This window comes from Phyllobacterium sp. YR531 (genome assembly GCF_000282595.1).
Classification (GTDB): domain Bacteria; phylum Pseudomonadota; class Alphaproteobacteria; order Rhizobiales; family Rhizobiaceae; genus Phyllobacterium.
This window is the reverse complement of sequence record NZ_AKIZ01000039.1, coordinates 1-18,713: the sequence shown is the minus strand read 5'-3', so window position 1 is coordinate 18,713 and position 18,713 is coordinate 1. Positions and strand designations below refer to the sequence as shown.

General features: G+C 54.1%; 19 protein-coding genes. 14 read left to right on the top strand and 5 right to left on the bottom strand.

Annotation, left to right across the window (positions count from 1 at the left end; all coding sequences use genetic code 11):
• The first annotated feature begins 1 nt into the window (after position 1).
• From PMI41_RS22815 to PMI41_RS22805, 3 genes are all read left to right on the top strand, one after another.
• Entirely contained in the window at positions 2-880 is an 879-nt protein-coding gene (locus PMI41_RS22815; RefSeq protein WP_008128851.1) for a transglutaminase family protein, read from the top strand.
• 169 nt (positions 881-1,049) lie between these two features.
• Entirely contained in the window at positions 1,050-2,168 is a 1,119-nt protein-coding gene (locus PMI41_RS22810; RefSeq protein ID WP_202949308.1) for an alanine--glyoxylate aminotransferase family protein, read from the top strand.
• A gap of 12 nt (positions 2,169-2,180) precedes the next feature.
• Positions 2,181-3,794: an ABC transporter substrate-binding protein gene (locus PMI41_RS22805; protein ID WP_008128848.1), complete on the top strand. Its 1,614-nt coding sequence runs from the start codon at positions 2,181-2,183 to the stop codon at positions 3,792-3,794.
• Here PMI41_RS22805 and PMI41_RS22800 read toward each other — a convergent pair.
• On the bottom strand, positions 3,791-4,195 hold the full coding sequence (locus PMI41_RS22800) for a type II toxin-antitoxin system VapC family toxin (protein WP_008128845.1): 405 nt from the start codon (positions 4,193-4,195) through the stop codon (positions 3,791-3,793). The genes PMI41_RS22805 and PMI41_RS22800 overlap by 4 nt on opposite strands.
• The gene (locus tag PMI41_RS22795; protein ID WP_008128843.1) at positions 4,192-4,446 is read right to left on the bottom strand and encodes an AbrB/MazE/SpoVT family DNA-binding domain-containing protein; all 255 of its coding nucleotides are present in this window, start codon (positions 4,444-4,446) and stop codon (positions 4,192-4,194) included. Before PMI41_RS22795 ends, PMI41_RS22800 begins: the two co-directional genes overlap by 4 nt.
• A gap of 77 nt (positions 4,447-4,523) precedes the next feature.
• Between PMI41_RS22795 and PMI41_RS22790 the strand changes: the two genes are divergently transcribed.
• Genes PMI41_RS22790 through PMI41_RS22775 form a run of 4 tightly spaced genes read left to right on the top strand, consistent with a single transcriptional unit; the run spans position 4,524 to position 7,904 of the window.
• The gene (locus PMI41_RS22790) at positions 4,524-5,537 is read left to right on the top strand and encodes an ABC transporter permease (protein WP_244423998.1); all 1,014 of its coding nucleotides are present in this window, start codon (positions 4,524-4,526) and stop codon (positions 5,535-5,537) included.
• Positions 5,534-6,340 (top strand): ABC transporter permease, encoded by an 807-nt coding sequence (locus PMI41_RS22785; protein WP_008128839.1) that lies wholly within the window; start codon positions 5,534-5,536, stop codon positions 6,338-6,340. The genes PMI41_RS22790 and PMI41_RS22785 overlap by 4 nt, the downstream gene beginning before the upstream one ends.
• Positions 6,337-7,128 (top strand): ABC transporter ATP-binding protein, encoded by a 792-nt coding sequence (locus PMI41_RS22780; RefSeq protein ID WP_008128837.1) that lies wholly within the window; start codon positions 6,337-6,339, stop codon positions 7,126-7,128. Before PMI41_RS22785 ends, PMI41_RS22780 begins: the two co-directional genes overlap by 4 nt.
• Complete coding sequence (locus tag PMI41_RS22775) at positions 7,128-7,904, top strand: ATP-binding cassette domain-containing protein (RefSeq protein ID WP_008128835.1); 777 nt, start codon at positions 7,128-7,130, stop codon at positions 7,902-7,904. Before PMI41_RS22780 ends, PMI41_RS22775 begins: the two co-directional genes overlap by 1 nt.
• A gap of 3 nt (positions 7,905-7,907) precedes the next feature.
• On the opposite strand, the gene PMI41_RS22770 is transcribed toward PMI41_RS22775, so the two are convergent.
• Entirely contained in the window at positions 7,908-8,273 is a 366-nt protein-coding gene (locus tag PMI41_RS22770) for a DUF427 domain-containing protein (protein ID WP_008128833.1), read from the bottom strand.
• 161 nt (positions 8,274-8,434) lie between these two features.
• Between PMI41_RS22770 and PMI41_RS22765 the strand changes: the two genes are divergently transcribed.
• Complete coding sequence (locus PMI41_RS22765; RefSeq protein ID WP_008128831.1) at positions 8,435-8,623, top strand: hypothetical protein; 189 nt, start codon at positions 8,435-8,437, stop codon at positions 8,621-8,623.
• A gap of 57 nt (positions 8,624-8,680) precedes the next feature.
• On the opposite strand, the gene PMI41_RS22760 is transcribed toward PMI41_RS22765, so the two are convergent.
• The gene (locus tag PMI41_RS22760) at positions 8,681-9,874 is read right to left on the bottom strand and encodes an ROK family transcriptional regulator (RefSeq protein ID WP_008128830.1); all 1,194 of its coding nucleotides are present in this window, start codon (positions 9,872-9,874) and stop codon (positions 8,681-8,683) included.
• Positions 9,875-9,991: 117 nt separating this feature from the next.
• Between PMI41_RS22760 and PMI41_RS22755 the strand changes: the two genes are divergently transcribed.
• From PMI41_RS22755 to PMI41_RS22745, 3 genes are all read left to right on the top strand, one after another.
• Complete coding sequence (locus PMI41_RS22755) at positions 9,992-10,729, top strand: glucosamine-6-phosphate deaminase (protein ID WP_008128828.1); 738 nt, start codon at positions 9,992-9,994, stop codon at positions 10,727-10,729.
• Positions 10,726-11,745 (top strand): amidohydrolase family protein, encoded by a 1,020-nt coding sequence (locus PMI41_RS22750; RefSeq protein ID WP_008128826.1) that lies wholly within the window; start codon positions 10,726-10,728, stop codon positions 11,743-11,745. Before PMI41_RS22755 ends, PMI41_RS22750 begins: the two co-directional genes overlap by 4 nt.
• A 76-nt stretch (positions 11,746-11,821) precedes the next feature.
• Complete coding sequence (locus tag PMI41_RS22745; RefSeq protein WP_157179479.1) at positions 11,822-12,970, top strand: extracellular solute-binding protein; 1,149 nt, start codon at positions 11,822-11,824, stop codon at positions 12,968-12,970.
• Positions 12,971-12,980: 10 nt separating this feature from the next.
• Here the strand turns inward: PMI41_RS22745 and PMI41_RS22740 are convergent, their stop codons facing one another.
• Positions 12,981-14,012: an Ldh family oxidoreductase gene (locus PMI41_RS22740; RefSeq protein ID WP_008128822.1), complete on the bottom strand. Its 1,032-nt coding sequence runs from the start codon at positions 14,010-14,012 to the stop codon at positions 12,981-12,983.
• 115 nt (positions 14,013-14,127) lie between these two features.
• Here PMI41_RS22740 and PMI41_RS22735 point away from each other — a divergent pair, with 115 nt between their 5' ends.
• From PMI41_RS22735 to kdpB, 3 genes are all read left to right on the top strand, one after another.
• Positions 14,128-15,060, top strand: a complete 933-nt coding sequence (locus tag PMI41_RS22735) for an SMP-30/gluconolactonase/LRE family protein (protein ID WP_008128820.1) — start codon at positions 14,128-14,130, stop codon at positions 15,058-15,060.
• Between the two features lie 426 nt (positions 15,061-15,486).
• Complete coding sequence (gene kdpA, locus PMI41_RS22725; protein ID WP_008128818.1) at positions 15,487-17,196, top strand: potassium-transporting ATPase subunit KdpA; 1,710 nt, start codon at positions 15,487-15,489, stop codon at positions 17,194-17,196.
• Between the two features lie 73 nt (positions 17,197-17,269).
• Positions 17,270-18,713, top strand: a 1,444-nt coding sequence (gene kdpB, locus PMI41_RS22720; RefSeq protein WP_008128817.1) for a potassium-transporting ATPase subunit KdpB, incomplete at its 3' end; no start/stop codon positions are given.

The window sequence follows — 18,713 nt, the reverse complement described above, 5'->3', positions numbered from 1 at the left end:
GATGCTCTATAATATCCGCCTTCATCTGCATTATGATTACGCTCGCTCGGCCGCAGCAGGGCGTCATCATGTCCGGGTCATGCCGCAGACATTGCCGGGTGTTCAACGCGTTATCGCGTCCAGCCTTTCCTTTGAGCCTGCATCGGCTGAGCGCTCGGAGTTTATGGATTTCTTTTCCAATTCAGTGACTTCAATCGTCTATCGCAATCCGCATGAAACCCTTGATGTGACAATGACGGCGCGGGTCAATGTTACAAGGCCTCCACTAATGTTCGACGTTTCGCCGGATATTGCGGGGTTGAAAAAAGAAATTCGCAGCGTCTGGTCGATTGCCGCCGATGCGCCACACCACTTCCTGACGTCCAGCAAACACGCTGCCATCGATCCAGATATCACAGCCTATGCGGCATTGAGCCTCGCCAATACGAAGACTGTTACGGAAGCTGTAAACGACCTGAACCGACGCATTTACTCGGATTTTAAGTATGATGGCGATGCAACAGATGTGCGGACAAACGCCCGTCAGGCATTCGACCTGAAGGCAGGTGTTTGCCAGGATTTCAGCCATGTCATGATTGCAGGCCTGCGCGGACTTGGCATTCCTGCGGGGTATGTCAGCGGTTTCCTGCGCACCATACCGGCACCTGGCAAGGTACGCCTTGAAGGTGCCGACGCCATGCATGCGTGGGTGCGTGCCTGGTGCGGCAGGGAGGCAGGTTGGCTTGAGTTCGACCCCACCAATAATATGGCCGCCAGCAATGACCACATTACAATTGGTTGTGGCCGTGATTATGCCGATGTGTCGCCTATAGTCGGGGTGTTGAAGACCAGCGGCTCCCAGGAAGGCAAGCAATCGGTGGACGTAATCCCGCTGGAGTGAACAACCTAGTTATAATGTTTTCGCAGAAACATTATAACTTTCAATCATCGACAACAGATTTGCAATGGTGACAAGATTATTGGAATGGTTTTTCTTGGGTTTCGGTAATCTGGCGAATATGGTTCAACTTCCGCGCCATCAGCGTCCAACTGTGGGATGAAATTCCAAAGTGCCATTGCCTTTACCTGTTCCACCGTTGATGCTCACGACCGGGCCTGTTCCCGTTTATCCGGAAGTGCTTAAAGCGCTGGGGTCGCCGGTTCTCTATGATTATCACCCGACCTTCCGGCAGTTTTACGCAGATGTAATCGAGAAGCTGCGGGTTGCGTTCCGTAGCAGCATTGCGCCCGTCATAATGCAGGGAGAAGCCATTCTTGGCATTGAGGCAGCGGCGGCTGCTTTGATCGGCGGAAATGACGTGGTTCTCAACCTTGTTTCTGGCGTTTATGGCAAAGGATTTGAGAGCTGGGCAGGACGTTATGGCAAGGAAGTGGTTGAGCTTGCCGTTCCTTTTGACGAGATCATCGATCCGCAGGCTGTTCGGGAAGCATTGCACCGCCGGCCCGATATCAGCGTGGTTTCGCTCTGCCATCACGACACACCGTCCGGCACGCTCAACCCGCTGAACGAGATTGGTGCAACCGTGGCGGAGCATGGGGCGTATCTCATCGTTGATGCCGTATCGTCATTCGGTGGCCTTGATGCCCATCCGCAGGCTGCTCATGTGGATATTTTCATCACATCGCCATCGAAATGCCTTGGAAGCACGCCTGGCCTCAGCCTGATCAGCGTCAGCGAGCGTGGGTGGGAAAAGATCGAGCGCAACGCCGATGCACCGCGCGGCTCTTTCCTCAGCCTTGCCGCCTGGAAAGATGCTTCGATACCGGGCAGGACATTTCCGGTGACACCCTCTATTGCAGAGATTTATGCGCTGGATGCAGCCTTGGACCGCTATGCGCTGGAAGGGCCGGAAAATGTTTGGGCGCGCCACGCTGAGACGGCAGCAATCGCACGTGCGGGTTTGCTTGAGCTGGGCGTCACGCTGTGGCCGAAACGCGAGGCTTGGTGCGCGCCCACTGCAACGGCTTTCAAAATACCCGGTGGCTATACCGATGTAGAACTGCGTGACCGGCTTTTGAACGAGCATGGCATATTACTTTCGCTCGGGCGCGGCGATACCACGGGAAAAGTGCTGCGCATCGCCCATATGGGCGCATCTGCCGAGCCGGAATTTGCCCGCAAAACGATCACAGCATTAAGCTCCATTCTATCCAGATCCACTGATTGAAGGATTTCAACCATGTCCCGTATCCTGCTGAATCGCCGTACCTTTCTTCAACTGAGCGCCAGCGTGGGCGCTATGACTCTGGTTCCGCAATCGGGCTGGGCTCAGGAGACCCCGGTGAAGGGTGGCCGTCTGGTCGTTGCGGGGGATAGTGAGCCTGCCAATCTCAACCCTGCTATCGTTGCTTCAAATGGTGTTTTCTTCGTCGCAAGCAAAGTAATCGAGCCACTGGCTGAGCAGTCCTACAAGGGCAAGGATGGGCTCGATCCCCGGCTCGCCACTTCATGGGAAGGATCGGAAGATGGGCTGTCGGTGACATTCAAGCTGCGTGAGGGTGTGACCTGGCACGATGGCAAGCCATTCACTTCGGCGGATGTGGCGTTCTCCGCGCTGGAAGTCTGGAAGAAGTTGCAGAACCTCGGGCGCGTCGTGTTCAAAAACCTTGCTGCCGTGGAAACACCGGATGAACATACCGCAATCCTGAAATTCTCGGAGCCGACACCATTCCAGCTTATTCGCAATGCTTTGCCGGTGGTAACCTCGGTGATACCGAAACATCTGTATGAAGGCACGGATATCGCCAAAAACCCGGCCAATCAGAAACTGGTTGGTACTGGCCCGTTCAAATTCGGTGAGTACAAGCCGGGCGAATATTTCCTGCTCAAGCGCAACGATGCCTATTGGCAGCAGGGCGAGCCGCTGCTGGATGAAATCGTGTATCAGTTCCTGCCTGATCGTGCTGCCGCTGGTAATGCGCTGGAGGCAGAGGAGATACAGTTGGCGGCGTTCTCAGCGGTTCCCCTCGCTGATCTCGGCCGTATCTCTAAATCCTCAGGTCTGAAGGTTTATGCCAACGGCTATGAAGGTCTGACTTATCAGTTGATTGTAGAGATAAATCACCGCCGAAAGGAATTGGCGGACGTGAAAGTGCGTCAGGCCATTGCGCATGCGATTGATCACGATTTTGTGGTGAAGACCATTTTCCTCGGTTATGCCAAATCATCGACAGGCCCTGTGCCAGCTTACGACCAGACCTTCTATGAACCCGAAACGGCAACCTACGCTTTTGACCCGGCCAAGGCAGAGATTTTGCTCGATGAAGCCGGATATAAGCGCGGCAGCGATGGCAACCGCTTCAAGCTGAAGCTGCTGCCGGCACCATTTTTCAACGAAACCAAGCAGTTTGGCGATTATCTTCGTCAGGCGCTCGGCAAGATCGGCATTGATGCCGTAGTGGTCAGCAATGATACGCCTGCACATTTGAAGGCGGTTTATACCGATCATGACTTCGATATTACCGTCGCTACGCCGGTCTATCGCTCCGATCCGGCAATCTCGACGACGATCCTGTTTGAAAGCGGCCTGCCGGCTGGCGTGCCTTTCTCCAACCAGTATGGCTATGCCAATGCGGAAATTGACAAGCTTATCAAAAGCGCGGCTTCAGAGCTTGATGGCGCGAAGCGGGCGGGATTGTATAAAGAGCTTCAGAAGAAGGTTGCTGAAGACCTGCCGCTGATCAACGTCGCAGAGTTTTCATTCATTACTGTTGCAAGGGACACGGTGGGCAACGTTTCGGATAATCCGCGTTGGGCCGTTTCCAACTGGTCGAATGTTTGGTTGAAAAGCTAGTTAGTCCAATCTTCGACCATAAGGTTTTCAACACGGGCGAACTCCCGAACATTATTCGTAACAAGGACGAGATTTCGCGCTTTGGCTTGGCCGGCAATAAGCACATCGTATGGCCCGATGGGCGTACCAATGCCTGCAAGCATAGCGCGTATTTCTCCGGAGACACGGGCATCTTCGCGGTCAAACTCCAGCAATGAAAAATCATGCAGAAGGAGACGCAGGGTTTCGAGATTGTTTTGTACTTTTTGACTCCGATAAGCACCAAAATAAAGCTCGTGAACGACTATGGAAGAGACAGCAATGTCACCTTCGGCTTTTTCAAGTATTCGTGCGATCAAATTATCTGATTTTTTGCCTATAAGGGAAATTATCGCATTTGTATCAAGGATATAGCGAATCATTTGAACAGGTCGTCCAATTCTGGCCGGTCCTGCATTGGAGGTTGATCTCGTTCTGCTTGCAAAAAGTCATCGCTAAAACCGCGCTTAAGTGCAGCCTTCAGCGAACTCCAGGCAGAGCTATTGCGGGGGCGCAATATAATTGCATCTCCTTCGCGGGAAATATCAACTTCGTCTGTATCCAGTCGAAACTCTTTGGGTAGTCTCACAGCTTGGGAATTTCCAGAGCGAAACACCTTGGCAGTGTGTGGCATGATGTGACCTCTTAAACTAATGTATATACCATGGTGTATATACTATTTTTCGATTGATTGAAACATCGAATTGATCATTGTTTGACCGCTACAAGTTCTCAGAGGTTCCTTTGCCGCTTCTTGCTTCCTTTTTCCTGAAACGCCTTATCACCACAATTCCCGTGCTGTTCATCGTACTGGTTGGCAGTTTTCTGCTGCTTGAGGCGGCTTCGGGTGATGCGGTGGATGCCTATGTCGCACGGTCAGGCGCAATGGATGCAGAACAGATTGCGCAGCTGCGTAATGAATGGGGCTTGGACAAAGGCCCGGTCCATCGTTTCGAGGCCTATATATCCGCCTTGGCCCATGGAGATCTTGGCTGGTCGACTGCATTCGAGCGACCGGTAACATCAGTCATAGCGGAAAGATTGCCGGTTACATTGCTGCTGATGAGTATTGCGACAGGCTCGGCATTCTTTGCCGGATCGCTGCTTGGCGTGGTGGCAGGCGCTCGCCCGGGATCATGGCGCGATCGCATATTATCGACAGGATCTCTGGCAATTTATGCGGTGCCGGGCTTCTGGCTTGGTCTGGTCTTGATCGTGATCTTTGCCGTTGACCTGCGCTGGTTGCCGATTGGCGGAATTGAATCAATTGCCTCTGGCAAGACCGGTCTGGCAAGGCTGGGCGATATTGCCGTGCATCTGGTTTTGCCGGTCTCAGCATTGGCAATGGTTTATCTGGCTCTTTATCTGCGGCTGATGCGTGACCGCATGGCGGAAATCTGGCGCGATCCATTCGTCAAAGGTCTGGAGGCGAGGGGATTGACCCGCCGCCGCATCGTGTGGCGTCACGTCGCCCGCAACGCAATCCTGCCGGCGATAACGATGCTCGGTTGGCAATCTGCTGCCATGCTCGGCGGCAGTGTGGTGGTGGAAAGTGTATTCAGTATTCCGGGGTTTGGCCGACTTGCCGCTGAAGCTGTGGCACGGCGCGATACGCCGCTGCTGCTAGGCGTGCTCCTGTGCAGTGCTGTTACGGTGATTATTGCTAATCTTCTGGTTGATCTGGCCTATGGGAAACTCGATCCCCGCGTGAGGATCAGCCGATGAAATCGCTCAATCTTGAGGCACGGATCGGTGCCACTCTGCTTGTACTTCTTACGCTGATGGCCTTGCTGGCTCCGTGGATTGCGCCGGGTGATCCGCTCGCAATCAGCGGCGAAGCCATGCTGAAACCATTTGTGTCTGAAGCGCATCTGCTTGGCACTGACAGGCTTGGTCGCGATGTGCTTGCGGGGTTGGTCCATGGCACCCGGACCACGCTGCTTGTCGCTTTCTTTTCGGCCGCAACAGCTTTGCTTGTAGGCAGTGTTGTCGGAACAATTTCCGGCTTTCTTGGCGGCTTTGCAGATACAGTTCTCATGCGGATCACCGAAGCATTTCAGACTGTGCCAGGTTTTCTTCTTGCCCTCGCCACGATCAGTGTCACTGGGCCCAGTATACCCACGTTGATCCTGGCTATCAGCCTTGGCAACTGGACGCAGGCTGCCCGCGTTACCCGTGCCGAAGTGTTGTCTTTGCGCGAACGGGATTTCGTTGCGGCAGCGCGCACACTTGGCATGCGACCCATGGAAATTGCATTTCGGGAGATACTCCCCAACGCGTTCGGCCCGACAGCTTCACTCGCGGCGATTTCGGTTGCTACTGCAATCCTCATTGAAGCGGCGCTTTCCTTCCTTGGTTTCGGCGACCCGAACCGTGTGACCTGGGGCACGATGATAGCAGAAGGCCGCACAGTTTTACGGGCAGCACCGTACCTTTCAATCGTACCGGGTATCGCACTGGTCGTGACCGTTCTCAGTGTCCATCTGGTTGGAAGGGGGCTTTCCCGCAAGGAAAGGTTGCAGTCATGACAAAGGCTTACCTGAATGTGCGGAATCTGAATGTGAGCTATGGCAGCACCACGGCAATAAAAGACGTATCGCTGGAACTGGCAAAGGGCGGCAGGCTTGCACTGATAGGAATGAGCGGGTCGGGAAAATCGACCTTGGCGATGGCCATTGCCGGTCTCCTGCCAAAACAGGCGCGGATCAATGGTGCCATAGAATTCGAAAGCCGTACGCCAAAGCTGGGCAGTGATATTGGCGTGTTGTTTCAGGATGCGAGCGGCAGTCTCGATCCGGTCATGAAAATTGGTGACCAGATTGCCGAAGTGGCGATGACACATCTGGGCATGGGTTGGATATCGGCACGGGTGCATGCCGCAGAACTACTCGACAGGGTTAAAATTCCCAAGGCCCTGTCACGACTCAACAGCTATCCTCACGAGTTTTCAGGCGGGCAGAAACAGCGTATCGCTCTGGCCGCGGCGCTTGCAGGTAATCCTTCCATATTGATTGCAGACGAGCCCACCAGCGCGCTTGATACAGTGATCCAGCGACACATTGTCGATGTACTGGATGAACTGGTGAAGGATGGCGGGTTGACCCTTTTGTTTGTTACCCATGACATTGCGCTCGCTTCCGAGCGGGCCGATGAGATTGCTGTGCTCTACAAGGGCGACCTTGTGGAAATGGCTCCAGCTGGACAGCTGCTGAAGGAGCCGAAGCACCCTTATACCAAGGCGCTGATCGATACTTATGTCTCACTGGAAAAGCCGCGCAGCAGACGCCTTCCGGAAATTACATTGGAGTGGCAGTGATGGAAACGTCATCTTCGCCAATGCTGGAATTGAGAAATGTTGCCAAACGTTTCGGCGAACGCAGCCGTAATGGGCTCAAGGACATTAATCTTTCGGTTGCTCACGGTGAAACTTTGGCTGTACTGGGCAGCTCCGGTTCCGGCAAGACCACGCTGGCCCGACTGGTGATGCGGCTGACACAGCCTGACGAAGGAACCATCCACATTCTGGGACAGGATATTTCGCGCATGGGCGGCAATGCGTTGCGCCGCATCAGGCCGCGATTTCAGATGGTATTTCAGGACCCGCTGGCTGCGTTTAATCCGCGTGCGAATGTAAAGCGCATACTGGAAGATCCTCTGCGAATTCACGGCCTTGCCGACAGGAACGAATTCGGTGCGGTTATTATTGACGCTCTGGAGCGTGTGGGGCTGGGCAAGGAATATCTGCAACGCCTGCCGCTTGAATTGTCCGGTGGCCAGCGCCAGCGCATAGCCATTGCCCGGGCAATCCTGACCACTCCACAACTTATCGTGCTTGACGAGCCCGTGTCGGCGCTGGACGTTTCCGTGCGCGCACAAATTCTTAATCTGCTGCTGGATTTGCAGGAAGAAACGGGCGTTTCCTACCTGTTTATCTCTCATGACCTGGCTGTGGTTCGCGCCTTTGCAGATCGTTTGGTTGTTATGGATGAGGGGCGGATTGTAGAGCAGGGCACAACGGAAGATGTGCTCGCCAATCCACAATCCAATGCGACACGGGTGTTGATTGATGCGGTGCCGCGCCTGAGTGTTTGAAAGCTATGGCAGAACTTGCCGGGCGCCCTCAAGCCCTTCAAATGTTACTTTGCGGGCATCGAATGCCCCATATCCCTTGATCTGGTTTACCTCGATCTTCGGGTCTTCATAGGACCACATAGTGTCATTGGCAGCTTCGCCCTGACCGGTCACCCGCCAGTAGGAAGCGTCACCCTTGAACGGGCAATGGGTGTGGGTTTGGGTCTTTTCGAGATGAACGAAGTAAATATCGTCGAAAGGTATGTAGAGCACAGGATCATGGCCCGCCTCGCGCAACTCCAGCGCCTTTGTGGTCGATGCAATAACGACATCAAGAAATCGCACGGTCACCGGTCCATTATATGGGTGTATGGTTATGGGTAAGCCCATGGGAGTTCTCCTTTAAGCAGCTCTCAAGAACAATATTCGGCGAAAGCTTTTGTTCCGGAATGTTATCAACATACGTGTTGCAAATAGAGTTCAGTTGAAGCTTGTTCAGGGCGGCGATGATAGCTATGCAGTTACGTCCTACCTTAAACAGAGAATCCCAAATGAACATGATGACCCTTCCGGCAATTGTCGGAATCTCTTTTGGCGTTGCTATCGTCATGGCGTTTTCCAAGAAAAGCCGTGAGCAATCCGGTTTGAAAAGATTGCTCAACTTCGTCATTGGCTTTGTAGCCATGCTGGCAGTGTTGATTGCGATCAACTTCGGTATCTACTACTCAAACCAGCCATAATCTTACCTGTCAGGACTTGACTCAAAAGCCCGTGCAATACGGGCTTTTTTGTATCATTTATGCTGCGCGCTTGTTCTCCCGGATGAAGCTTTCCAGTCCGGCATTGAGGAGCGGCAGGCATGCTCCATGGATAACATATTCCTGGCTGAATTTATCAGCGATCAAGGCTGGCAACTCCAGAGAACCGATAAGTCCCTCTGTCTTGAATGCGGCCGTGAAGGCTTCCCAAACGTCTGCATTTGCAACGAAGGGGCCTGTTATGATGACACGTGACGGAAACAGCAGACGACAAACATTTGTCAGCGAGCGCGCCATCAGCTTTATTGCCTCCGCCATTTCAGGAATATCGAGCAACGGCAGACCAGCGAGTTGCCCGGCCAACGGTTCTTCTTCCTCTGAAAGATTGGGCCATAATTTCCGCAGATGCGGCAGCAGGGCCCACAATGCGGCGCCCGTTTCAAGACATCCATGATTACCGCAATCGCATTCACGTTGATCCAGCGCGTTGAAACGCCAATGACCAATCTCGCCGAAAGGGCCGCCATTTTGCAGTAGAGGCTGGCCGCCAATACTGCAGGAAAGGCCAATCCCCCATCCCCAATGCAACAGCAGGGTATTGCCACTACGATACGCTGTCTCCCGCGTCGTGCGTGCATCCAATTCCGCATCGAGATGGCGGCAAACGAGGACAACGGGTGTGACCGGCGCGAGGGCGTTGCCGATATCGAGATTGCGCACCTTCGGCCAGCGCGAAGTTATCAGCCAGGTTCGGGCTTTGACATCTACAACACCCGGCACGGCAACCGAAGTACCCAGATGGAGCATTCCAACAGGGCATTTGTTGATCAGCCACTGTACAAGCTGCCGCATGGCCTCAGCCATTGCTGCATTGTCCGAATCAGCAGGAATTTCCACAGCCTTATGCTCAAGAACAGTTCCGCCAAGGTCGAGAAGAAATCCCAGCAATGTTCTGCTGGATATATGGATGATGGATGCACCAAGACGCTTCAAATTCAGGGCTATCCCGATTGGCGGGCGTCCACGACCAACCTTTGTACCTGGACGTTCCATGACAAGACCACGTTCTGTCAAATCTCCAACGACATGGGATGTCGCCGTCGATGTCATTTTCAAACGATCGGCAACGCTGGCGCGTGAATGTGGACCTTCACCAGAAAGCAGGGCTGCAACACGCGCACAATCACGCTGGTGTGCATCCTCGTAAGCCGTTTCATCTATCGTCAAAAACATTGAGTTTCTGCCTGTTTCTATTTTTGAACTTTAATATTCGAAAATACCTTGCTGTGTCATATAAAGCTGTGCTTACTATGAGAGCAAGGCGAATGACATGTCCAAAAGGGATAAAATATGATCGATATAAGGCAACTTCCTGACAAGGCTTCTCTTGGTGCGGCGGCGGCCAAGCTTGGCGCAGAAGCTATCCGAGCTGCAATATCGGCCAAAGGAAAAGCTTCGATCATTGTTGCCACGGGCGCAAGCCAGTTCGAAGTTCTGCAGAATTTGGTTGCCGCAGAGAATATTGACTGGTCGAAAGTAACAGCTTTTCATCTCGACGAATATGTAGGAATGGAGATCAGCCACCCGGCAAGCTTTCGCAAATTCCTGCAGGAGCGATTCGTGGATCCTTTGGGTGGGGCTGTTGCATTTCATCCTATTAATGGAGAGGGTGACGCCGCAGCCGAAGCAGAGCGAGTCAGTGCATTGATAACCCGCCATGACATTGACGTGTGTTTTGCGGGAATCGGCGAGAACTGCCACCTTGCATTCAATGACCCGCCCGCGGATTTTGAAACTGACAAACCTTATATTGTCGTGACGCTCGATGAGGCCTGCCGCAAACAGCAGATGGGTGAGGGATGGTTTCCGACGCTTGAGGCGGTTCCGGAAAAAGCCATTTCAATGAGCATCAGGCAGATACTGAAAAGCGAACTCATCATATTGTCGGTGCCCGACGAGCGTAAGTCGCAGGCTGTAAAGGACGCAGTGCAAGGCAAGGTCGATCCGATGCACCCGGCATCAATCGTGCAGAAACATCCGAACACCGTACTCTTCCTTGAGCCTCACTCTGCATCGAGACTTGCATGATTACGAACGGCCTCGTTGACATACAGGTGAATGGTTTTGCGGGCGTTGATTTCAACGATCCGCAACTCACGCCTGAGGCGATGGATCGTGCTCTTGAAGCCATGCTGGCAACAGGGGTGACGACGTGCCTGCCAACAATCATTACGGCCCACCGCAACGAACTCGAAGCACGTTTCACCGCATTGGACAGGGCTGTATCCGAAAGCCGTCTTGGACCGCTGATGTGTCCGGGGTACCATCTGGAAGGGCCATTCTTAAACCCTGCTGATGGTTTTTCCGGATGTCATCCGGCCAATGCGATGATTGGTGCTGATCCCGCTCTTGTAACCGCTTTGCAGAAGCTGATCGAGCGGCCGATCCTTCTGGTTACAGTTGCACCGGAGGTTCATGGCGGCATTGAATTCGTGAAAGCAATGCGTGCCGACAACCGGCTCGTCTCGATAGGTCATTCTTCCGCCACCAGCCAGCTAGTCTCTGCTGCGGCGGATGCAGGAGCAGGTCTTTCCACCCATCTGGGTAATGGCCTGCCGCAAATATTGCCCAAGCTGGACAATCCACTCTTCGCGCAATTGGCAGAAGATCGCCTGCTTGCCACGTTCATCGCCGATGGCATTCACATGCCTGCCTATGTGCTGAAAAGCCTGATCCGAGCCAAAGGTTTTGAGCGATCAGCTTTGGTAACAGATGCGGTTGCTGCCGCTGCTGCACCGACAGGTACTTACGCTTTTGCCGGTATGAACGTTGATCGCTCCGATGATGGCACGGTTAGCCAGAGCGGTGCGACGGGACTGGCGGGTTCATCGCTGTGCCTGGACGATGCGGTGCGCAATCTCGTGCGCTGGAATATCGCCACGTTTGAACAGGCGGTCGAGATGGCGTCTACAAGGTTGCTGGAGGTTCTGGCGCCGGTGTTGACCGCGCGTGGAATAAATCTGGCAGAGAGTGAGCTAGACTGGTCGGACGCGATGGCGATCACGCGCGTGCGTATTGGCAATGAAGAGCGCTTTTTCCGATGAACAATCCAAAAGACAAAAGGGGAATAAAATGACACAGGAGTTTTTCAGATTGAACCGCCGCGCGGTGCTCGGCGGCATGGCCGCTTCGCTCGTTACCGGGGTTACCGGAGCACGCGCTGCGGCACCTGCATTGCCCGCGTCGCCGGTCGTCATCACTGTTATGGACGTTGGCGGTGCATTGGCCCTGAGCCAGCCTGCATTTGAAGAATATGCCAAGGCTTTTCCGGAACGCGCTTCGCGGATCATTTTCGCTAAGGCTCCTGTGACCGAGCTTGCCGGAAAACTCAAGGCTCAGCAAAGTGCTAATCGCGTCGATATCGATCTTGTGCTGACGGGCAGCGACGGTCTTGCTGCAGGTCTTGTCAACGAGACATGGATGAAGCTGCTGCCGGACTTCTCGTCTACTTTCCCCAATCTTGAAGAGAATTACGAGCCAGCCGCGTTGAATCTTCTGAAGGCGCAAGGCGATGGCTTCGGTGTGGTCATCAACTATTACCCATCCGGCCCCTTGCTGGAATATGACCCCGAGCGCGTAAAGAAAGTGCCAGAGACTGCCGAAGAATTGCTTGCCTATGCCAAGGAAAATCCAGGCCGCTTTATGTATGCCCGCCCGACAAATTCAGGTCCGGGCCGCACATTCATGATGGGGCTGCCCTATCTGCTTGGCGATAAAGACCCTTCCGACCCGGTCGATGGCTGGGAAAAGACATGGGCCTATCTGGCGGAAATCGGTCAGTACATCGACTACTATCCGGCGGGAACCGGCGTAACGATGAAGGAATTTGGCGAAGGTTCGCGCGATATCATCATCAGCACAACGGGTTGGGATATCAATCCACGTGCGCTGGGCATCGTGCCGGAAACGGCCAAGATCGGCACGCTGAAAGGTTTCCATTGGGTGTCCGACGCGTTCTTCATGTGCGTTCCGAAAGGGATCGCCGAAGATAAGGTTGCGGTTGTGCTTGACCTGATGGCGTTCCTGCTGACACCCAAAGCGCAGGCCTATGCCTATGACGAAGGCTATCTCTATCCGGGACCTGCTGTGAAGAACGTACCGCTTTCGATGGCGCCGCAACACAGCCAGGATGTCATCAAGGAATTTGGCAGGCCGGAATATGCTGATTTGATTGCCAATAACCCAATCGAACTACCGCTAAAGCCGGACAAGATGGTTATTGCCTTCAGGAAGTGGGATGAACTCGTTGGCGCCAAAAAGGCCAAATAGTCGGTGCTGATCAGGCGCTGACGCCGAGGAATGCCGCCGTGTCAGGATCAATTGGAATGCCATCGCGCATCCGTTGTTCCTCCACGGCCCATTCACGGTCGCCGGGTGCCATGACCTTGCCGCCTGCAACGGCGGGAACCGCACGCAGCTGATCCAGATAGGCTCGCATGCCTGTGGCAAAAATATCGGCTCCGGCGAAACGCGCCGGATCAATGGCGATGAAGAAATGCCCCATGTTACGCGGGGTGGAAACATCGTCCTTGCTGACCATCGGAATGAAATCGGCATCGAGTGTTGTCCCCATCAGGACTGCCGACAGAAGCGTGGCAACACCCGCCAACGCGGCTCCCTTGAAACCATATCCCGCACCGCCTAGCGGCAACAGCATTTCCGCCTCGTCCGCATTATGGGTAGGGGCACCTTCGGCATCGGCCGCAACGCCTTCAGGCAGTTCTTTTTGCAAGGAGCGATAAAGCAGTACACGGTTGAGTGGTATAGATGATGTCGCCATGTCGAGAAGCCATGGCTTGCCGCCCGCCACAGTTGCTGCGAACGCAAGTGGATTGGTTCCGTGAAAGGCACTGGCACCATCGAAGAGCGTCACGACCGAATCCGTGTTCGTTGTAGCAAAGCCGATCATACCGGCCTCTGCGATATCAAGTGCATAGGCACCGGCAGCGCCGAAATGCGAAGAGCGGATTGCTCCCACAGCGCCAATACCGCATTCACGGGCTATCTCTATGGCGAGCGCGGTGGCGCGATAGGCAGTCAAATGACCAAGCCCGTTATCGCCATCGACAATGGCAGTGGCGGGCCCTGTGCGCTGTGTCGAGATTGCCGGCTGTGGATTTACCCTCCCGCCGCGAAGGACATTGCAGTAATGCGTGATCAACCGTGCGCCATGACTGTCGACACCAAGACGTGATGCGTGCATCAGCGCACGGGTGGTTGCCGTGACTGCTTCATCCGATACATTCTCGTTCTTCAGCGCTGCCGCAAGACGAGCAGAAAGGTCATCTGGATTGATCAGGATTTCAGTCATTAGAGCGTCGTTTCCTCTTGCAAATCATTGATAGCTTTATACTAGTATATGTTGCTTGAGATAAATGTTCGGCAAGTCTGAGGCAATGATCATCGAAGCGGGAGGGGTTTTGATTATGGTGTCGCAACACGAATTTCTTGCGCAGGACGATCCAGCCTTTCAATCCTTTTTCCAACCGGGTGCCACACTGGAGCGCATTTCGACCGGATATATCTGGGTTGAAGGGCCTGTATGGCTTGATGATATAAGCGAACTGCGCTTCTCCGACATACCAAACAATCGAATGATGACGTGGTCGGAGGAAAAAGGCACACGGGTTTTCCGCCAGCCTTCGCAGCGCACAAATGGCAGCGCAGTGGATCGCGGGGGCAATATGGTCTCCTGCGAGCATGGTGGACGATGCATCAGCCGCACTGGCAAGGATGGCACTTACGAGGTTCTTGCAACCCACTGGCAAGGCAAGCGCCTGAACTCCCCCAATGATCTGGTGGTCAAGTCCGATGGCTCGATCTGGTTCACCGATCCGCCTTACGGGATAATTTCTGATCATGAAGGTATCCGGGCAGATAGCGAGATCGGCAGCAACAATGTGTACAGGCTCGACCCGTCAACGGGCGAGGTGGAGCTGGTGGCTGGAGATTTCGACCGCCCGAATGGATTGGCATTCTCGCCGGACGAAAGCGTCCTTTACATTGCCGATTCTGGCCGTGCGCGCGGACATGGTTTCGGCTTTGACGATAGTCGCCCGCATCATGTCAGGGCGCTGGAAGTGCTCGATGATACCAAACTCGGCGCGAGCAGTGTTGTCGCCGATATTGATATGGTGCCAGACGGCCTGCGCGTCGATACCGAAGGGTTGCTGTGGATTTCCGCCGTAGATGGTATCCATTGCTATACACCCGAAGGACGCAGGCTGGGACGCATTCTGATACCCGAAGTCGTCGCCAATCTGACATTTGGAGGATCTAACGGGTCGCGCCTGTTCATCACTGCCACAAGTTCAGTCTATGCGGTTGAAACGACAAGGAAGGGTGCGGAGCGCGCCTGATCCTTACATAATCCTTATATCGGGTGCCATTATTCGCAATCGATAACTGACGTCCATAAGCGCATTCTCAGTCCATCGAAACGATTTGGATATCTGAAATGCTGGATTTCATATTTGTCGCGCTTGGTTGCGGTATTTTGCTGCTTCTGGGCCTGTACGCACAGGCATTGAGCCGTGTTTGAGCTTGTTCTTGGCCTTGGCGTTGCTGCCGGGCTTTGCGCTTATCTGGTCGTGACGCTTGTCGCGCCCGAGCGCTTCTAGCAGCTTGAAAATCGCTCAGGGTGGCCTTCAAACGGCTTGGTTATGCGATCCGGTGCTCACGTACAAAAAAGTACGCTCAGCTCCGGTTCTCAAGCCTTTTCGGCTCTCGCTGCATAGTTTTCTGGCTTTTGCCAAGTACCCTAATTCCCTATTCGGAGACTACCAATGACACTCGTCGGATGGCTGCAAATCAGCCTGACGCTGCTCGCTGTTCTTTTGGCGATCAAGCCGCTTGGTCTTTACATGAGCCGTGTTTTTGCCGGAGAGAGAACGCCTCTCTCGCCGGTTTTCGTTCCCGTTGAGCGTGCCTTTTACGCTGTTGCCGGAATTGACAAAAACCGTGAGCAAAACTGGATCGCTTATGCTTTTGGCGTTCTGCTTTTCAGCATGGCGGGCTTTCTTGTCCTTTACGGCATATTGAGATTGCAGGCTGTCCTGCCATTCAATCCGCAAGGCTTTGCCGGTGTCGCGCCTGATCTGGCGTTCAATACGGCGGTCAGTTTCATCACCAATACCAACTGGCAATCCTATGGCGGTGAGACCACGATGAGCAATTTCAGCCAGATGGCTGGATTGACTGTTCAAAACTTCCTGTCTGCCGCAACCGGCATGGCAATCGCAGTTGCCCTTTCCAAGGCATTTGTGCGCTCAAACATGACGACACTCGGCAACTTCTGGGTCGATATGACGAGGGCGACACTTTACGTGCTTTTGCCGCTGGCGGTTATTGTAGCACTTCTCTTCGTCGCACTCGGCATGCCGCAAACACTGGACGGTTCGTTTACTGCCACGACTTTGGAAGGCGCAAAGCAGATCATTTCGACCGGACCTGTCGCCAGCCAGGAAGCCATCAAGCAACTTGGCACCAATGGCGGCGGTTTCTTCAACGTAAATGCCGCGCATCCATTCGAAAATCCCAACGCATTTTCCAACTATCTGGGTGTGTTCTCGATGCTCGTTGTCTCATCGGCGATGGTCTACACATTCGGCCAGATTACCGGCAATCGTCGTCAGGCCTGGGCATTGCTGTCTGCAATGGCGATCCTTCTCGTTATCGGCATTGGTGCAGTCTACTGGGCTGAAACAAGCGGCAATCCTATCCTGACTCAGCTTGGTCTGGACCCATTGCAAGGTAATATGGAAGGCAAGGAAATACGCTTTGGACAGGCAGGCACTGCCCTTTACGCGGCCGTGACCACGGGCCTTTCCAACGGCGGCGTGAATGCCATGCACGCTTCGCTGACCCCGTTGGGCGGCCTTGTTCCCATGTTCCTGATCCAGCTTGGCGAAGTATTGCCGGGCGGTGTTGGCTCCGGGCTTTACGGCATGGTTATTTTCGCAATTCTTGCGGTGTTTGTTGCTGGATTGATGGTCGGGCGTACTCCTGAATTCCTTGGCAAGAAGATCGAGTCACGGGAAATGAAGTTCGCCATGCTGGCTGTTCTGGTGTTGCCGCTCGCAATTCTTGGCTTCACGGCGATCTCGGCAATCCTGCCTGCCGGACTTGCCGGATTGCTCAACAAAGGCCCGCACGGCCTGTCGGAAATTCTCTACGCCTATTCGTCTGCCGCAGGCAATAATGGCTCCGCCTTTGCCGGTCTTACAGCCAATTCGATCTGGTACAACACGACACTCGGTATAGCCATGCTGCTTGGCCGCTTTGCCTATATCGTCCCGGTTCTTGCAATCGCCGGATCGTTGGTGGGCAAACAGAAGGTTCCGGCATCAGCGGGCACGTTCCCCACGGATGGACCACTGTTCGTGGGCCTGCTCGTTGGCATCATCATCATTCTCGGCGGTCTGCAGTATTTCCCTGCGCTCGCCCTTGGTCCCATCGTCGAGCATTTCCTGATGCTCTCCGGTCAGACTTTCTAGTTCATCGTTTTAACGCAGTTCCAGACGCAAAACCGTTCACACTTTTGCTGGAACTGCTCGAAGGATCTTCAAAATGTCTTCAAAGGCAAAATCAATATCAATGTTTGACAGCGGCATCCTGCTTCAGGCGCTGAAAGGATCGTTTGTCAAACTCAATCCCCTGAAGCTGGTGCACAACCCTGTCATTTTCACCACCGAAGTTGTTGCAGCTATGGTGACGCTTCTATGGCTGCGGGACATCGCGAATGGCAGTGGAACTCCGCTGTTTTCCGGGCAAATTGCTGCGTGGCTCTGGTTCACGGTGATTTTCGCGACGTTCTCGGAAGCCATCGCTGAGGGTCGCGGTAAAGCGCAGGCGGACAGTCTGAAACGCACGAAATCCGATCTTGTGGCAAAGCGGCTGAAATCTGCCAATGGCCGGGACTATGATGTTGTCCCGGCAACAAGCCTCAAGGTTGGCGATCTTGTATTCATCGAGGTCAACGATCTTGTGCCCGGCGACGGCGAAATCGTCGAAGGCGTTGCCTCTGTCAATGAAAGCGCCATAACTGGAGAATCTGCTCCCGTCATTCGTGAATCGGGCGGCGACCGTTCTGCGGTGACCGGCGGCACGCAGGTATTGTCGGACTGGCTCATTGTGCGTATCACGACCAAACCCGGCGAAACCTTCGTTGATCGCATGATCGCTCTTATCGAAGGTGCAGAGAGGCAAAAGACGCCCAATGAAATAGCACTGTCGATCCTGCTTTCCGGTCTGACGCTGGTGTTTCTGATTGCCGTTGTGACTGTTTCCGGCCTGGCTGCCTATTCCGGCACGATCATGACAGTGACTGTGTTGGCAGCCCTGTTTGTAACACTCATACCCACGACTATCGGCGGGCTGCTTTCTGCTATCGGCATTGCAGGCATGGATCGCCTCATCGGGTTCAATGTGATTGCAACGTCCGGTCGTGCCGTGGAAGCTGCTGGCGATGTGGACACGCTGCTGCTCGACAAGACCGGCACGATCACTTTCGGTAATCGCATGGCAACTGAGTTCATCCCGGTTGACGGTATTCCAGAGGAAGAGCTTGCAAGTGCAGCGCTGCAAGCCTCGCTTTCCGATGAAACCGCCGAAGGCCGCTCCATCGTGGCTCTGGCACAGGCTGATTATGGGCTCTCCACCACTGTGCTGGATGGCAAGGATGCCAGCTTTATTCCCTTTGCCGCCCAGACACGAATTTCCGGCGTCGATGTTGGCAAGGAGCAAATCCGCAAAGGTGCAATAGACTCAATCTTGAACGTAGCGGGCTTGACCAAGGACAACGCGCCGCAAAGTTTTCAAAAAGCTGTTGATTCCATAGCGCGTGCAGGCGGCACACCACTCGGTGTAACGCACAATGGCAAGCTGCTTGGCGTGATTCATCTCAAAGACGTGGTGAAACCGGATATCAAGGAGCGCTTTGCAGCCTTGCGCGCCATGGGCATCAAAACGGTTATGGTCACAGGCGATAATCCTGTTACGGCTGGGGCCCCAG

What these genes read in the sequence shown, in the direction of transcription:
- PMI41_RS22815 (WP_008128851.1), top strand. Translation starts at nt 2, where the DNA reads ATGCTCTATAATATCCGCCTTCATCTGCATTATGATTACGCTCGCTCG.
- PMI41_RS22805 (WP_008128848.1), top strand. Translation starts at nt 2,181, where the DNA reads ATGTCCCGTATCCTGCTGAATCGCCGTACCTTTCTTCAACTGAGCGCC.
- PMI41_RS22800 (WP_008128845.1), bottom strand. Translation starts at nt 4,195, where the DNA reads ATGATTCGCTATATCCTTGATACAAATGCGATAATTTCCCTTATAGGC.
- PMI41_RS22795 (WP_008128843.1), bottom strand. Translation starts at nt 4,446, where the DNA reads ATGCCACACACTGCCAAGGTGTTTCGCTCTGGAAATTCCCAAGCTGTG.
- PMI41_RS22785 (WP_008128839.1), top strand. Translation starts at nt 5,534, where the DNA reads ATGAAATCGCTCAATCTTGAGGCACGGATCGGTGCCACTCTGCTTGTA.
- PMI41_RS22780 (WP_008128837.1), top strand. Translation starts at nt 6,337, where the DNA reads ATGACAAAGGCTTACCTGAATGTGCGGAATCTGAATGTGAGCTATGGC.
- PMI41_RS22775 (WP_008128835.1), top strand. Translation starts at nt 7,128, where the DNA reads ATGGAAACGTCATCTTCGCCAATGCTGGAATTGAGAAATGTTGCCAAA.
- PMI41_RS22770 (WP_008128833.1), bottom strand. Translation starts at nt 8,273, where the DNA reads ATGGGCTTACCCATAACCATACACCCATATAATGGACCGGTGACCGTG.
- PMI41_RS22765 (WP_008128831.1), top strand. Translation starts at nt 8,435, where the DNA reads ATGAACATGATGACCCTTCCGGCAATTGTCGGAATCTCTTTTGGCGTT.
- PMI41_RS22760 (WP_008128830.1), bottom strand. Translation starts at nt 9,874, where the DNA reads ATGTTTTTGACGATAGATGAAACGGCTTACGAGGATGCACACCAGCGT.
- PMI41_RS22755 (WP_008128828.1), top strand. Translation starts at nt 9,992, where the DNA reads ATGATCGATATAAGGCAACTTCCTGACAAGGCTTCTCTTGGTGCGGCG.
- PMI41_RS22750 (WP_008128826.1), top strand. Translation starts at nt 10,726, where the DNA reads ATGATTACGAACGGCCTCGTTGACATACAGGTGAATGGTTTTGCGGGC.
- PMI41_RS22745 (WP_157179479.1), top strand. Translation starts at nt 11,822, where the DNA reads ATGGCCGCTTCGCTCGTTACCGGGGTTACCGGAGCACGCGCTGCGGCA.
- PMI41_RS22740 (WP_008128822.1), bottom strand. Translation starts at nt 14,012, where the DNA reads ATGACTGAAATCCTGATCAATCCAGATGACCTTTCTGCTCGTCTTGCG.
- PMI41_RS22735 (WP_008128820.1), top strand. Translation starts at nt 14,128, where the DNA reads ATGGTGTCGCAACACGAATTTCTTGCGCAGGACGATCCAGCCTTTCAA.
- kdpA (WP_008128818.1), top strand. Translation starts at nt 15,487, where the DNA reads ATGACACTCGTCGGATGGCTGCAAATCAGCCTGACGCTGCTCGCTGTT.